The 14,554-nt window shown below is 59.5% G+C and carries 16 protein-coding genes; 5 read left to right on the forward strand and 11 right to left on the reverse strand.

Annotation, left to right across the window (positions count from 1 at the left end; translation table 11 throughout):
• Window positions 1-250: 250 nt before the first annotated feature.
• Window positions 251-463, forward strand: coding sequence for a hypothetical protein (locus NKI17_RS19525; protein ID WP_352693156.1), 213 nt, complete (start codon window positions 251-253; stop codon window positions 461-463).
• Here NKI17_RS19525 and NKI17_RS19530 read toward each other — a convergent pair.
• A complete protein-coding gene (locus tag NKI17_RS19530; RefSeq protein WP_352726291.1) occupies window positions 460-612 on the reverse strand; it encodes a hypothetical protein in 153 nt (50 codons plus the stop codon). The two genes, NKI17_RS19525 and NKI17_RS19530, sit on opposite strands and share 4 nt — an antisense overlap.
• Window positions 613-743: 131 nt before the next feature.
• Between NKI17_RS19530 and NKI17_RS19535 the strand changes: the two genes are divergently transcribed.
• Window positions 744-1,052 (forward strand): hypothetical protein, encoded by a 309-nt coding sequence (locus tag NKI17_RS19535; RefSeq protein ID WP_352726289.1) that lies wholly within the window; start codon window positions 744-746, stop codon window positions 1,050-1,052.
• On the opposite strand, the gene NKI17_RS19540 is transcribed toward NKI17_RS19535, so the two are convergent.
• From NKI17_RS19540 to NKI17_RS19565, 6 genes are all read right to left on the reverse strand, one after another.
• The gene (locus NKI17_RS19540; protein WP_352906609.1) at window positions 1,037-4,507 is read right to left on the reverse strand and encodes an ATP-binding protein; all 3,471 of its coding nucleotides are present in this window, start codon (window positions 4,505-4,507) and stop codon (window positions 1,037-1,039) included. The genes NKI17_RS19535 and NKI17_RS19540 overlap by 16 nt on opposite strands.
• Window positions 4,504-5,763 carry a metallophosphoesterase family protein gene (locus NKI17_RS19545; RefSeq protein ID WP_352726287.1) on the reverse strand — a complete coding sequence of 420 codons (1,260 nt, stop codon included), beginning with the start codon at window positions 5,761-5,763 and terminating at the stop codon, window positions 4,504-4,506. Before NKI17_RS19545 ends, NKI17_RS19540 begins: the two co-directional genes overlap by 4 nt.
• Before the next feature lie 153 nt (window positions 5,764-5,916).
• A complete protein-coding gene (locus NKI17_RS19550) occupies window positions 5,917-6,183 on the reverse strand; it encodes a BrnA antitoxin family protein (protein ID WP_352450411.1) in 267 nt (88 codons plus the stop codon).
• 495 nt (window positions 6,184-6,678) lie between these two features.
• Window positions 6,679-6,891, reverse strand: coding sequence for a cold-shock protein (locus tag NKI17_RS19555; RefSeq protein WP_031194806.1), 213 nt, complete (start codon window positions 6,889-6,891; stop codon window positions 6,679-6,681).
• 606 nt (window positions 6,892-7,497) lie between these two features.
• Entirely contained in the window at window positions 7,498-7,965 is a 468-nt protein-coding gene (locus NKI17_RS19560; protein WP_352693237.1) for an SDR family oxidoreductase, read from the reverse strand.
• Complete coding sequence (locus NKI17_RS19565) at window positions 7,938-8,450, reverse strand: SDR family NAD(P)-dependent oxidoreductase (protein ID WP_352906734.1); 513 nt, start codon at window positions 8,448-8,450, stop codon at window positions 7,938-7,940. The genes NKI17_RS19560 and NKI17_RS19565 overlap by 28 nt, the downstream gene beginning before the upstream one ends.
• Between NKI17_RS19565 and NKI17_RS19570 the strand changes: the two genes are divergently transcribed.
• On the forward strand, window positions 8,450-8,809 hold the full coding sequence (locus tag NKI17_RS19570; protein ID WP_352693162.1) for a hypothetical protein: 360 nt from the start codon (window positions 8,450-8,452) through the stop codon (window positions 8,807-8,809). The genes NKI17_RS19565 and NKI17_RS19570 overlap by 1 nt on opposite strands.
• A gap of 601 nt (window positions 8,810-9,410) precedes the next feature.
• On the opposite strand, the gene NKI17_RS19575 is transcribed toward NKI17_RS19570, so the two are convergent.
• Window positions 9,411-9,872, reverse strand: a complete 462-nt coding sequence (locus NKI17_RS19575; RefSeq protein WP_352726285.1) for a hypothetical protein — start codon at window positions 9,870-9,872, stop codon at window positions 9,411-9,413.
• Between the two features lie 181 nt (window positions 9,873-10,053).
• A complete protein-coding gene (locus NKI17_RS19580; protein WP_352906610.1) occupies window positions 10,054-10,911 on the reverse strand; it encodes a hypothetical protein in 858 nt (285 codons plus the stop codon).
• Between NKI17_RS19580 and NKI17_RS19585 the strand changes: the two genes are divergently transcribed.
• A complete protein-coding gene (locus NKI17_RS19585) occupies window positions 10,910-11,062 on the forward strand; it encodes a hypothetical protein (RefSeq protein ID WP_352906611.1) in 153 nt (50 codons plus the stop codon). The genes NKI17_RS19580 and NKI17_RS19585 overlap by 2 nt on opposite strands.
• On the opposite strand, the gene NKI17_RS19590 is transcribed toward NKI17_RS19585, so the two are convergent.
• Together NKI17_RS19590 and NKI17_RS19595 are read right to left on the reverse strand one after the other, a co-directional pair.
• On the reverse strand, window positions 11,059-11,445 hold the full coding sequence (locus NKI17_RS19590; protein ID WP_352906612.1) for a hypothetical protein: 387 nt from the start codon (window positions 11,443-11,445) through the stop codon (window positions 11,059-11,061). The genes NKI17_RS19585 and NKI17_RS19590 overlap by 4 nt on opposite strands.
• Before the next feature lie 42 nt (window positions 11,446-11,487).
• Window positions 11,488-12,465 carry an IS1595 family transposase gene (locus NKI17_RS19595; protein ID WP_352906613.1) on the reverse strand — a complete coding sequence of 326 codons (978 nt, stop codon included), beginning with the start codon at window positions 12,463-12,465 and terminating at the stop codon, window positions 11,488-11,490.
• A 552-nt stretch (window positions 12,466-13,017) separates the two neighbouring features.
• Between NKI17_RS19595 and NKI17_RS19600 the strand changes: the two genes are divergently transcribed.
• On the forward strand, window positions 13,018-14,244 hold the full coding sequence (locus NKI17_RS19600) for a pilus assembly protein TadG-related protein (RefSeq protein WP_352693165.1): 1,227 nt from the start codon (window positions 13,018-13,020) through the stop codon (window positions 14,242-14,244).
• Window positions 14,245-14,554 lie beyond the last annotated feature (310 nt).

The following is a 14,554-nucleotide window of genomic DNA, read 5'->3' on the forward strand; positions in this document are numbered from 1 at the left end:
CCCGTTTTCGTGTGCTCCAATCGCTCGTTTTGCCATTGCGGGCGTTTCGCACTAAAAACCATATCAGCAAAAAAACCCTAGGGGCCCCCCGGGCCCGCCCCGCGCCATGCCGGGCGCGGCTTCCTGACGGCTGAAGTGCGCAGCGAAGACGAGCAGGACGGCGATTGACGACGACATGAAGGGTTCGGCCGACTTGACTCTTGCGTTCTCATTTTGTTCACTGTGGCATGCGCACGAAAGAGAGTGCCCAATGTGCAAGGAAACTCCCCTGCCAGGGGCTGAGGAAGTCGCGCTGCAGCATGCGGCCGAAAAGCTGATCACACTCCACGGCGGCGACATGCTGAAAGCTCTCAAGGCCGCGATGCTCCACAACGGCTATCTCGAAGGCCAGATCGAACAGATCGCCGAAGCAGTTCCGGGGCTCATCAAGATCCATTACGACGGCCCCATGGCTTCGAACTAGGCGGCCTGATGCATGCCGAGAAAATAGCCGGCCAGGATGACGATCTGGAGCGCGACGTCGACGCCGTCATCGCCTTCTGTAACGGCGACGCGAGAGCCCCGGTTCGCGCACTGATCGTCCAGGTCGCCCACCTGGAGCGCGAGATTCAATATTTTCGGGTCGCGGTCTCCTCAGGCTTCAGTCGGCAGTGGCATCACAAGAGGTGGGAGATCGAGACTGAAGCGGGTCGGAGGATGGGTGAGCTATCTTATCAGCGATCGACCGCGCCTACCAATATCAGGTGGCGCTGCCGGACGCAAAGAACACCAAAAGAAGACCTGAAATGATTTCAAATCCCGAATTGCGCCAGCGCGGCATCGCTCATTTTGAACGGCTTTTCGGCGCCGGAGCCGCCGAGGCTCTAATTCACATGGGCTGCCCAGCTTGGGGCTTTCGGCTTGCCGGCAGAGGATGGGAACGCGTCCCCGACGCCGTGGCGGCCCTCGATCCGGTTCGCGTTGTCTTTCTGACGGCCCGGCCGTTTACTTTCAGTTCGCAGCTGGGCCTCAACTCATCCCACGCGGCATCAGCCAACTACGTGAGCTCGTGAATTGTAACGCCGGGAACAACAGCCTTGGCGATCTCGCACAGGTGCTGGTGATGCGTCAGATAAATCACCTGGCCAGCGCTTGCCATCTCACCAAACAACCTGAAAACCTCCTCGGACCGGAAATGGTCGAAGGTCTCCATGATGTCGTCGGCGATGAATGGCACGGAGGGTCGAAACTGCGCGAACTCGTAGTATCCGGCAAGCCGCAGCGCCAGGTAGAGCTGAAAACGCGCACCCTTTGATAGCGCGTCGGCGACCTTGGACTGCCCGTCGCCCTGCAATGCGATGAGGACTTCTCCGCCCTTCACGGGTTGGGTCGCAAGCCCCGAATACTGACTGCGCGTGATGAGTGCGAAAGCGTCAGATGCCCGCTTCATCATCCCGGAGCGATGGCGCTCGCGGTACACGCGCAGAGCGTTCCCGGCGGCCATAACTCCTAGTTTTAGCTCGAAATAGCGGACTGCCTTTTCTTCGATTTCGAGCAAGACGGTGCGGCGTTCGGCATCTATCCGCGCAACCGCGCTGTCGCCGCCAATCGCGTCCAGCTTGTCGGTCGCCCGGGTCTGGCGAATAAGCTGCTGTTGTATCGCTTCATCGAGATCCCGAAGCCGTTGCTCACTTTCAGCCTTCTCGACCAGGAGACTATCGACCTCGACAGAATCCAGGATCGAACGCGCCTGGTCGAACCCTTCCACCGCGAGCTCTACCGACAGCTGCTCCTCAAGCTCGGCAACGGCAGCGCGCAGGCGATCCCTTTCCCGTAGCAACTCGTCGCGTTCCACGACTTCCGGCAACGTGGTGACGCCAAAGGCGGTCAGGACCTCACTTTTGCGTCGCTCATGCGCCGTTGTCTCGAGATTGAGACTGTCACGAGCGTCCTGCAGGCGCTGCAGGTCATTGATGAGGTTTGCCTTCATCTCTCTGGAGCGATCGGCGCGCTCCAAGCGCTCAGCAAGCCGGATCGCCAACTGCTCCGGTTCGTCGTCGTTCGCCGGCTCACCCGCTTCAGCTGCGGCAGCGGTGACCTCGACAATGAAGTTGTCTCGGTCTGCCTCCATCTTCTCTATGCGGAGCTGCATGGCATCCCGCTCCTGAATGCTTTGCGATAGCTCAGCCAATTGATCGAGCACGTTGCCCACGCCGGGCGCCGAAATGCCGCTTTCAAGCCAGGTGCCGGCAAGCGCTTCGGTAATGCCGGCCAACCATTCCTCCTCGCGCCTTTCTGCCACGTCCAAAGCCCGCCGTCTGGCGGCCAGATCCTCCTCTTTCGCGCTCACGGTCTTAAGCGCCTCGGCACGCTCCGCATCGACCTTGAGCTGCCTGTCGAGGAACAGTTCTGCCACGGCCATGACAGTCTCCAGGCCGTCGCCGGGTTCCGAGACTAGGCCGACCTTCGCCAACGCCCCGATCAACTCCAGCTGGATCTGCTCTCCCTCGTCGAGCGCGCGGCGGGCCTTCTTGCGTGCCAGCTCGACCTCCTCCCAGGCCGCGAGCGCATCAATGCGGGCAGAGGTACGATCCTCGATCGTTTCGATCAGACGCTCGGGCGAGAATTCCAGGCACTCTGCCAGCAGCTCGCTGGCCACCGCACGAAGTTCGGAGAATACAGCCTGATCGTCCAGGTCGATCGGTGCAAGTTGGTCGCGGATACGTGTGATGACGGCTGTTGTTTCGGTGAGGCTGCGGAGCGTTGTCCGGATCTCGGCGAGCTCTCGCGCGTTGGCCAGCCGAACCGCTCCAACACTGTCGTCACGCGCCAATAGCGCCTCGAAATCGTCAGCAGTTTGGCCAGTAAGTTCGCCCCGATGCCTGGCCCACGCCTCGTCTCGGGCGCGGCGAATGGCGGAGGCCGCCTCATCATCGGGTACATCGACCGAGGCACGAACCGCATCCAGGCGAGCCGAGAGCAGGTCGTGACTCTCCTGGTGTTCGGCGAGACGTTCGCAAAGGACAGCCCTGCTCTTTCCCAACCCAGCTGCCCGCACCTTCCATGCACCAACCTGCCTGACACTCGGGACGGGCACCCTGGCCAGTGCCCCGGCGTCTCCGGACCAGGGATGCAGTCGAGCGACTGCCGCCTCCCATCGAACCGTGCTCGCGTCCTCCGCCTCGCGGGCCATCTTGAGGTCTTTTAGGTGCCCGCTGGCTCGCGCTTTCGACAAGGCCAAGGCCAGCCTTGCCCTGGCAGGTTCGGGCACCCCCCTCTCTTGCCCAACCCGCTCGCGTGCCGCCTGAAGTGCATCGAGCGCCGCCGCGCATTCGTTGCGGGCAACGCGTACGCCGGTGGCGATTCCCGATCGCTCTTCGAGCATGGCGCGAACAGCGCCGACTGTGGCAGCAGGCAAAAGCAGCGCAGCCGGGTCTGCCTCGGACGATCTTCCAAGGGCGGCAAGGCAAGTCGCCACGGCGCTGTCGAGTATCTGCAGCTCGGTCCTGCGGCTTGGCAGGTCCAGGCCTGCGGAGACATGGCGTACTTTGCGATCCGCGAGCGCCCGAACCCGCTCGGACATTGCCAGGATCGCCTCGTCCACATCGACCGAGCCGATTTTCATTGTCACGCGCTCGGCGTCGTCGATGTTCCCTGACAGCCGCGTTCTCAGGCTGGCGTCGTCATCGATCAGTCCGGTGACGGTGCCTGTCCAGGTGCGCAACGGTGAAGCGATGTCAGGCAGCTCGGCAAGCTGGGCCGCCTTGCGTCGGATGTCGGCGAGGATCGGGATAGCGCGAAGATACCTGGCAATGGTGTCAAGCCGAGCCGACAGCACCGACCGTTCAGCAATACTGCGGTCGTATTTTTCCGCCGCGTCAAGACGTTCGGCCTCAAGGCTTTCAGAAGTCGATGCCAAGGTGTCGATCGCGTCCCTGCGTGACTTGAGTTCCGCAAGGCGCTTCTTGAGCAGCGCAAGTTCGGTTCCGTGAGCCTGCTTGCGATAGAGCCCGTCCGCTTCGGCCTCTAGCGCGCTCAACGTGTCGCTCGCATGCCCAAGACCGGCGCTGGCCGTGAACAGGAGCTTGCCCAGGTCGCCACGCGACTCCAGGATTGATTTTCCGCCTGCTTCCAGCGTGTCGTCGTCCAGCGAGAACATGGTCTCGTATGCGTCACGCGACAGACCTGCGAGATGGGCCGCTATCGCCACTTCGCTCACCGGTTGCTCCATTGCGTTCAGCAGCGAGTTGGTACGCTGCTTCGTGCGCGTGAATGTGTGCTCAGTGCCGGCGAGTTCGAGCACCCCGCCGATACGCATCGCGCTGTACTCGTGCAGGAAATTGTAGCGGCTGCGTTCCTCGATACCGAACAGCAGGTCCAGATAACCGGAAAGTGCGGTCGACTTGCCGGCTTCGTTCAGCCCGAACACAATGTGGAAGTCGGGACCGGACTCCGGCCTTGGGCCGAATTCGATCGTCCCGTCGGTGAACTTTCCATAACGAATAAGATCAAGGCGCCGCAGCCTCATTGCGCTCCACCTGCCTTGAGGCGGGCCGTGACCAGGTCGGCACCGCTGGCAAGCACCTTGTCGATGAACAGTTCCAGCCCAGCTTCGTCCCGTCCGGCGAAGCCGCGCCCGTCCGGCGGCAGATCGGCAATAATCTTTTGGACAAGCGCCCTCGCCTCGGCGCGGAAGGCCTCTGACTTGACATCGGCACGCATGGATTGCGCGAGTTCGAAAATCGGATCGGCGACGTCATCGGCTGTTTCCGAGCTCTGTGGAGCGAGGTCAAGCTCAAGCTTTTCGACCCATGTGTCGCCCGTCTGCTCCGCCGCCTGCTCGGCTTCGGCCAGCAGCAGGTCCCTGTCGCGGATCAGCGCCCATGACAACGGCGACGCCCCGGCCAGTCCGAGACGGACCACAGCGTGGCGGGATCTGACGGAACCCCGGATATCTTCGAGCGCGGAGCGGACACGGCCGACGACCTCAGACCATTCGACCGTACCGGTCAGATCGACGCTCGCCCGCTCGAACTGCGCGATACTGGTCAGTTTTTCCTCGATCTCGACGGACCGGTCATCTCGTATCGTGACCAGAGTGACGGATTTCTCTCCGGCCTCGTTGATGTCCCTGCCCTGCGGCATTCCCGGCATCACAACGGTGCTTGCTCCAGGAGGGACTTGGCGCACGTGGATGTGCCCAAGCGCCCAATAGTCAAAACCATGGCCGTGCAGGTCAGCGATGCTGCAAGGGGCATAGACATCGTGACCGGGCGATCCAGCGAGGCTGGTGTGCATGATGCCCACATTGACCGCCCCTTCCCGGGCCGCCGGATACTTGGGCAGCAGGCTTTCCGGGGCCTTTGGGTTCGCGAAGCTCAATCCATGGAATGCGACGTCAAGCCCGCCGGCCGTTTGCAGCACCGACTGGGGGCGGCCGCCGAAGATCCTGACCGTGTCCGGAAAAACGAGCTGTTTCGATATGCGCGATAAGGCGTCGTGGTTTCCGCGGATCTTGAAAACCCTGATGCCGGCTTGGTGGAGGCGTGTCATTTGCGACGCCAGGAAACGGGCGGTTTTCATCGACGTCTGGTCGCCATCATAAAGATCGCCGGCAACGACGAGCGCATCGACACCTTCCGCAAGGCAGAGATCTATTATCGAGACAAATGCCTGGCGACTGGCGTCTCCCACGAGTTCGGCAAGATCAGGGTTTCGCAGCGCCAGCGAACGCAGCGGCGAGTCGAGGTGAATGTCGGCCGTGTGTACGAATCGAAATGCCATTCGGGTCTCCGCCCGGAGCATAGAGGGGTTCGGCCGCGGCTCGATGAAAAAATTCCAGGATACGCGTTGTCGGTTGTCCAAAAGACGCGCAATCGCTTACGCTTATGCTTCCGTTCAACTCCATCTGCGTCGCCGCTATCAGCTCCGTGCCGATCAGTAGTCGTCTGATCGTTTGTCACCGGCATTGGTCGGTTCTTTGGAGATAGCGCGCCGCAAGGTGTCGTTGATCCGATCCTGCCAGCCCGGTCCATCTTCCTGGAAGTGGTCCAGCACGGCCCTATCGATCCTGATCGAAACAAGCTCTCTGATATTTGGAGCAGCCGACGGTTCGCGAACCGGCGCCGCCGGCTTTTTGATCGGCTTGAAGGCGGCTTCAGCGGCTGACATCGGATTTGTGGGTCGGCGTGGAGGATTTGCCATTTGATGATCCTTACTGGTCATAATGCTTGTCGAGCGGCTCAGTGCGAATGCGCATCATATCCAATGTACCGCAGCCCACCGACAAAAAGAAAAAGGCCGGACTGTTGAGCCCGGCCAAGTATGAAGGCAGCCTAAACCTCCAAAGGGGAACGCGCCGGACGAATGGGAGGAGAAATCCGACGCAATGTCCATGTGGGCCAACTTAGGCTATCTTCAATGACATTGCTGTGGCATGCAACAAGCCAAAGTGCTTCGCGGGGCAACCCCACGTCGCCAACCATCCTACGCTGGAGGACGCAAACGCGAAAAATGCAGGGGACTTCCCGCCTTCCGTTGCCTGACAACCTGGTTCACACGATCGTTTCTGAAGCGTTGCAGCAATCTGCTGCCCAGGTCTCTACATCACACCAAGCTTGGCGCGCTTTCTACACGGCGGTCAGTACATTTCGTGACTTGCCGCGCTCCTGCGGCTTTCGCCACGGCGCGCGAGAGAAATCAACCTGCTTTGCGGAGATTGCCAGCAGAAGACTTGCCGGTACGTCGGTCCTGCTCAATGTCGTAGTTGATCTTTTGGCCCTCAACGAGGTTCGACAAACCAGCGCGCTCGACGGCGGAGATGTGAACGAAGACGTCCTGACCGCCATCGTCGGGTTGGATAAACCCAAACCCTTTTGTGCTGTTGAACCACTTCACGGTTCCAGTTGCCATGGGCATATACTCCTTGTGACTTCCCAGCGTGTTTGATCCGACGAAGAGGCCAGACCGGTTCATAAATAGACGCAGCAAAAGTGAGAAATCGCAAGGCCCGGATGGATCGACCAGAATACCACCTTCTCTCGGATGGCCCACTCGTCTCACATGTCGACAGGAATTTTCCTTTCCGGCGTGAAGCCCCTCCAGCCATCCATGCTGTCCTGGGTTATCACGGCCCGCTCGTTCCCTCCGGCCCTTAGCTTGCCGACTTGCGTGCCACAGGCACTAACTGCCCTGCGAACGTGCCGCCCGCCGACTTGGTCATCGGCAGAATATCCTGGCTGCTACCTTTCAGAAGCAGCGCAAGCTCGAGCTTGGGCGGGAAGTGCCCGGGGATCGAGCCTGAAGGTCCGTGCCGACATCGCCTGCCGCCACTCAGCGGTGGAATGGGGCTGCGCCGTATCGGCCTGTATCTCCAAGTGGGGCACTTTGCGCGACCGGCACTCGGCTGCCGCCGACCTGAATAGTGAGCGGCCACTTTCCGGATTGTTGAAGCTGGGCTGAAGCTCTCGAGACGAACAAAACATTTTTCCCTGACAATCGGGTTAGGCTAATGGCACCCTAACCCATGGTCGTGCGACTGTGCCGATTGCACTGGCCAAACATCACCCGCGAACCTGATCCGGAATCTCGAACGGCGAGACCTGCCTTCCACGTCCGAAAGCCATATTCCCGAGCCAGGTCGCCCACCCGATAGACGTTGCCGGATCTTTCCATGATCGCTGGGTCGCACGCGAGAGCGACCACCGCACGGCCAACATAGAACACCGACTCCGTTCCGGAGAGGGCCGGGACATCCTGCCATTGCTCCTCGCTGGTCCGGAAATTGGCAAGAACGAACTCGGTCCGCATCCAGCCGGGAGAAACGGCCACCGACGCCACTCCGTGGGGCCGCAATTCTTGCGCCAGCCCGAAAGCGGGACGCGACATTGCCGCTTTGGAGAGATCATAAAAAATATTGCCCGTGTAACGACCTCTGTCCCAGAACGTGGGCGTGACGATCAGCCCACTCCTTTGATGGACGAACAGTCCGACCCGGCTCTAGCTGCCAGGATGTGGTTCCGAACGCCGCTGTTGAACATCGCATCCCAGTGACCCAGTGGTTGCGTCCAAAAGGGAGACGTCGTGACGTGATGCTGGTGGCCGCCCCAAGCGTTGTTCACCAGGATATCGAGGCCACCGCTCTCTCGGTCTATCCGGGCGAAAAGCTCCTGAACCTCTGCCTCACTGGTCTGGTCGCAGCGCACGGCTATGCCTCTGCCACCACGACGAGTTACTTCCTCGGCTGTACCTTCAATCCTCCCGGGGGAGCGGAGAGCCCCACATGCTCCAGAAAGAGGTCGTAGCCGGACCCGGGGCGCCGCGGGTAAGGTGATGGAGGAGGTCCTCTCTGGCGAACTTGGTGAAGACCGCGTCGGATTAGCCGATCGCGCCCGAGAACTTATCGACGCCGCGCACCCTTCCGGCCATAGAGGACGGCCCGGCCGATCTGACGGTCGCGATGGCGCGGAAATTGATCGCCGAGCCGATCAGCGCAAAATCCACTGCGGCGCTTCGCGTCATCGCAGAAAGCGACACGCCCGAGTTCCACATGAAGGATGCTATCGCGGCCGCGCCTGAAACCGAAAACTATCTCGACCTGCGGGGCGCTTGGTCGGGCATTACCCGCCGGGCACGCAAGATCCTGGGCGACAGCACTGCCGATTTGGTGTGGTGGGAAGGCGAGCAAATCTATGACGACGAAGAGAACTATGTCGATCATATCGGCCGCGTCTCTTCGCTGACCAGTCGCTGCGCGCCGCTTTCGGCATTCGGGGCACCGATTGACCCGCTATTGGGGGGGAATTGCGAGCCGCTGCCCCCCTCATGCTAAAACTGATGATCCGGACCCGATCTGGGTGGCCTGCGGTGTGTCATTCCGGGGACAATCCGTCATATCCTGTGGTGTCCGTGCACACACTCGGATAGTCGAGCAGCTTTCCGAAATGTGGAAATTGGTTCCCAAGCTGCCGAAATCAGTCCTAGGTAAAGACCACGAGGACGAGGGCGAGGCGGGATGAGCCGAATCTCCATTGCCGAAGAGATCGAGAACGCCGCGGACCGCACCGCGGACACTGTCGCGGGCCGATCTTCCGACCATCTTGAATCGCACCCCATTGACTTGAGCCCACGGAGGACGCGCCCAATTCCATCGCCCGCTGAGATGAAAATTGGCCGAATGGACCTCATCCAGGTTGTGCTTTGGCGAGTGGCTGGAAACCAACGCCTACCTGGCAGTGAAGACGGTTGACGAGGAAAGCGAAACCGACGGGTGCGCGTAGGCCGTCTTCCGTGATCGCGGAATTACCTGAATCGCCGAGTTCGGTACTATTCACCGCGGCGGACCCCAACCCGCCCGGCCGGCGCCTATTCAGGCAAATTACCCCAACGCCCCCCCAACCGGCGCCGGCCACCTTCCCCACGAGGCAAGCGCTTCAGTTCCTCGGCAGCTTGTGGATCTCCAACCTGACCGGGCCGCCTCTGTCACAGCTCGTACAGAACAGGGCCCTTTCGACCGTGCTGAACAGCGCATCTTTGCCATAGGGCCGGACCAGGCCAGCGGCCTTCACCTCGGCATGATGTGAGCAGTTTTTGCACCAAGCGCGCAGCGTGTGCCATTCGCGCAGATCGCCAAGCGATACGTCGAGGCCGGCGTGCACGCTAGCCGCAACGATGGCATGCGGCGGAACCGTGGGCTCGCCTGGTGTAACGATCTTCTCCATCACATGCCGGCTGTTGTAGTGGATCAGCAGCATCCCCGGCCGGCGCCTGATAGCTGCCTGCCAGGCGGCCTGGCTGACGCTCGAATCCGGCGATCGACTTATCGTCTCAACGAGCGCCTTCTCCTCGCGGTCCCAAACCTCGATCCGGAAATTGTCCTCCGCTGTTTTTGCCATAGCTTCGCCGACCAGCGCTTTTGGCACTTCGCGACCATTCCTTCCCGCCTCAGATTGAAACAGAAATAAGGAACAAATTCCTAATTATATACTTGACGTACCGAGATCGAAAATGCCAAATGAATCCGACAGGCCGGCAAGTGGGTACGACGGCGATCCGCCTTTAACTGAGATAGATAAGCTAGTGATCGCTAACTGGCGTCGTGCTGGCGTCGTCATCCCTGCGCCCGAACTTAAGGGCGAAGTCCTCAACGACCTCTGCAACAAACTGCGCGGTGCTGCGCAACGTTTCGAGGACAGGCTTTCCGGCAAAGGGTGAGCCTTGCGGCAAACCATGTGTAAAAATGGGGAATGGCAACGTTGTCGGCATTGGCAAGAGGGAGAGTTCCAGCCCTCCACGGATTAGGAACATGTCCTCTTCCGTGACCAGCATATTATCTCCCCGTTTGTTTTGGACTGGGATTGCCTCCCAAATAGGTGGCTGCACTGCTGCCTTCGACCAACAACCGGCAAACGTGAGGACGACGAGCTCATGTTTGTCGAGAATATCTAGATCATGCAGAGCGCGCAGCGCCGAGTTGGTGTCCCGGTTTGGGGCTAGGTTTCGGACAGCCTGCACAACGTCGGGGCCAAGGCGTTTGAGGGGGTGTTTTGCGAGTCTGGCTTCCCATTCCTCCGCACTGGTCGCGAGAAGGAATTTAAGCTTGTCGGTGCTTTTCTCCCGAATGCGGGCAATGTCACAGAGCATTATGTCTAGTGCAGCGCGCAGATTGTGCGCGGCATCCCCAAGAATGATTGCGGCATCTTGGGGAGAGTCTTCCGAGAAGCGCAGTTCCCAAAGGATCATGTGTTCGTAGTGTGGTTCATGGTAAGGACACCATGCGGAAATCACGCGGGAACCGTAGTCGAGGATAACGGTTTCGAGTTCTTCAAGGTGCTTCACTGCCCGAGCTACTTTAAGGCGAGGCCCTTCAAACGGCGGTAATAGCCGAGGCTCCGGGCGATATGTTGACAACTCATACCGTGGATCTTCAGCCATGAGCGAACCCTCCAAAGACAAAGACCAGGAAAAGGGCGACGAGGTATTGCGCCGCCTGTTGAAGACGCCGCCGACGCCACACGAGAAGGGCAAGGCTCCAGTAAAGCCAGCGCGACCGAACAAGCCTCGGCAAGATGACAAAAAACGCTAGTGTGCACGGTCGCGGTTGGCTGCTTTTTGAGCCGTCGCCGCGCGTTGCATTTGATGTGCAATCCGAGTGGCCTCTTGAGTGGGAAGAGCAAAATGATGCTCAAGACCGCTTGGCATCTGAAAAGATAATAGGACTGCCTTACCCGATGCATCTGGGCCAACTCGGCTGCGTCTTGGTTCAGCCGCAGCTACCACTCCCATTGTGGATTGAGTCTTGCGGTACTCGGGGCGGGAGAGCGCCGCGATAAGGTCGGCGATCATAGTTTCGAGCATGGCGGGCTCGAACTCCAAAGCGATGTTCCCGCCGTTGGTTTCGAGTTCAGTCATTACTGATACGCCATGCTCATGCACGCCAATGTGCACTAGCTTCGTCACTTTTTGCATGTTTTCCCCCTTCGCAGACGAAGGAGCTTACGCGCCTTTTGCTTAGGTGTAACTGGTTTCACCAATCCGCCGATAGGTAAGGCGCTTGTCGCGGGCCATGCGAAGCAAGTCTGAGGCGCGTTCCGCATCTGACACTTTCAGGGCGGCGCGCCGATTGTAGCGGAAATCGAACTCGGCAAGGTAGCGGTGCAAGTGAGCTTCGCCGCAATGCTGATAGACGCCGATCATGCCGCGTTTGAACACTGAGAACACGCCTTCAATCGTATTGGAATGGATCGTCTCAGCGCCTTCGTAGCGCACGTATTCGCCAGCGGAATGGTTGGTGGTCTTGTGCGAAGCGTATTCCTCGCCGGTCACGGTGTAGAGGCGCGACGAGTCGGTATAGAGCGTCGTGTCACGCGACACGTTGCGGACCAGCACATCGCGGACGGTGGAGGCCGTAGCGTCGTTCAAGTGGAACATGCGGGCCTTGCCGCCGCGCTCGACCAGACCGACCACGATACGCTTCTGTGCCCCGCCGCCCTTGCCTTTCTTGGTGTAGGGATGGCCCTTGCGGTGCTTACGTGGCGTCTCACGCTTGCCGATGTAGGTTTCATCGGCTTCCACGGTCTTGCCTTCGCCGCCTATTGGACCGGCAGATGCGACATCCTCTTTCATGGCTTCGCGGATGCGGTGCGCCATGAACCAAGCGGTTTTGTAGGTGACGCCAAGCATACGATGCAGCTGATGAGCGCTCATGCCTTTCTTGGACGAAGCGTAGAGATGCGAAGCCAGCACCCACTTGTGCAGGCCGATCTTGGAACGCTCGAATACCGTGCCGACCGTCACCGTGAAAGGCAGACGGCATTCGTTGCACTTGTAGACGCCGGGGCGCGTGGACTTGCCCGCCATCTTCGTAATGCGCTCAGGATCGGCGTTGCCACAATGAGGGCAGAACGGACCATGCGGCCAATGGATAGCCTCCAAATGCTGGCGGGCCTTGTCGGCGTCGTGGTAAATTTCGTTGGTCAAGTTGAACATTGCGGTAACTCCTTGCATTCGTTATCGCAAATTCGGCTTGGTACGTCAAGTATATAATTAGGAACAAATTCCTCTCCGGTCAAGGCGCTCTTGACATTTTTGTTCTTATTTCGTTTGGGGTCGCAGGTCTTGGCGGCTTCCTGCAGGCGGGCGCGATCGAGGGTCCGCTCGCCACTGTGCGAGCAGTGGGAGCGGACCCTATCAGCGCATGAAGGGACTAGGATACGCATGACGACGCTATCAACTTCAACCCGCCGTGCAAGTTCCAGGCGCCATTGTGCGCAGGATCATTGCCCAACGCGGTCAGACTTAGGTCCTGTGGTTTCGGGCAGCTCGAACATCCAATCGAAATGGCGCCGGCCTTGACGATCGCCAGACCGGCGCCAGACGGCGGCGCACTGGCGCTCGGCGGCGTCATCGTGATGAATTTGAGACGCTGATTCAGCTGCTCCCCGCAAGCTGATTTGCGATCGAGACAACTTTACCGGCTCGCGAAACGGACCCTCAACATGCTGCCTCTAGGTTAGTCCCAGCTAAATGAGGGGGGCTTCCATGCGGGTGACCGAACGATTTTGGCGTTCAGAACGCGGCAACTTCGCCGTGGTGTTTGCGTTGGTCTTGCCGGTCGTGCTTTTGGGCGTCGGAGTGGCGATAGACTTTGCGCGCGTGAGCCGAACTGCCCAACAGTTGCAGGAGGGAGCCGACTCCACGGCCCTTCAGTTGGCCGTGGCAAGCGCGAACAGCAGCGATATGACGTCGGAACAGCGTCAGGAGAACGTTGATACTTTCGCCAGCCCCACCTTTGTGGCCACGCGAAGTCCCTATAGTGGTGACGCCCACCAGACGGTTGGATCAACCAATCCCACAATCGTGACGGTTGTATTGCACCAACCGCAGGAATTGGCCTTCTCGGCAATCCTTGGCGTCGATAAACTTGATATTAGCCGAAGCGCAACCGCGATTGCCTATCCGCGATACCCAGTCTGTCTTCTCGTGTTAGATCGGTTCGCCTCGAACGCATGGTCGAATTCGGGGTCTTCATCGATAAATGGCCAGAAATGCGTTGCGCAGGTGAATTCAAGATCGGTGTCTGCGCTAGCCACGAATGGCGCATCGTCCATCAGAACATTGGTGACGTCAGTCGTCGGCCCCTCCGGGCCGTCTGCCGGCTTCAACCCTCAACCGCTTTTTAATCAGAAAGAGCTGGCAGATCCCATTATCTCTCGACTGGTCTGGCCAACAGACAATGTCTGCACCTACAATAACCTGGTGATCAAAAACGCCACCGCAAATCTCGTTCCCGGCACTTTTTGTGGAGGGCTCATTCTATCGGTCGGAGCGGTGGTCAATCTTGCCGCGGGAACGTATGTTATCAGGACGGGAGGGCTTTCGCTCTCCTCCGGCGCGGTTCTCGATGCAGCTGACGGTACCACCATCGTTCTACTCGACGATCAGGCCACCACCACAATGCAGGCCGGCGCCAAGCTACGCCTGACGGCGCCGACCAGCGGCCCGTGGATGGGGATCGCGCTAGCTCAAAAACCCCAAGGCGTGGAGAGAACCTCCACGCTCATTGGCGGTGGCGATACAGATCTAGGCGGCATAATCTATCTGCCGTCACAAAAGCTTTTTCTTACAGGTGGCGGTGCATTGTCGACGGACAGTAAGCCTCGCATCTTTGTGGTCAACCGGATCGAGATGAACGGCAATGGCTCAATTTATCTTGCTGGCGCAAGTGACTTAGTGACAACGAATTCTGCAACGAGACTGATGAATTGAACTTGGCTGTAGCCAGCGCAGTGTTGTGAGACAGACTGCATTTGAGGTTCGCTTGCTTCCGTGTTGGACGGAGAGCGGATATCCAAGGCAACGCTTCCCGCATAGTTTCATCGATAATGAATCATCTCCAGTGAGTTTCTGGTGAGTTAAACAACGGGCAATAGGCTAACTCCCGGACAATTCGGGGGATTCCCGGCTGAATAGCTGCCTTCCTTGGGCAGGTCTGCCGGCGTCAGATTGCCCCATCACCTTCTTCGACGGCATCGACAGGCCCGAGGCGTGGTAGCCATCGAATGTCAGCATTCAACGT

Source organism: Mesorhizobium sp. M0816 (genome assembly GCF_040320005.1).
In the GTDB taxonomy this organism is placed as follows: domain Bacteria; phylum Pseudomonadota; class Alphaproteobacteria; order Rhizobiales; family Rhizobiaceae; genus Mesorhizobium.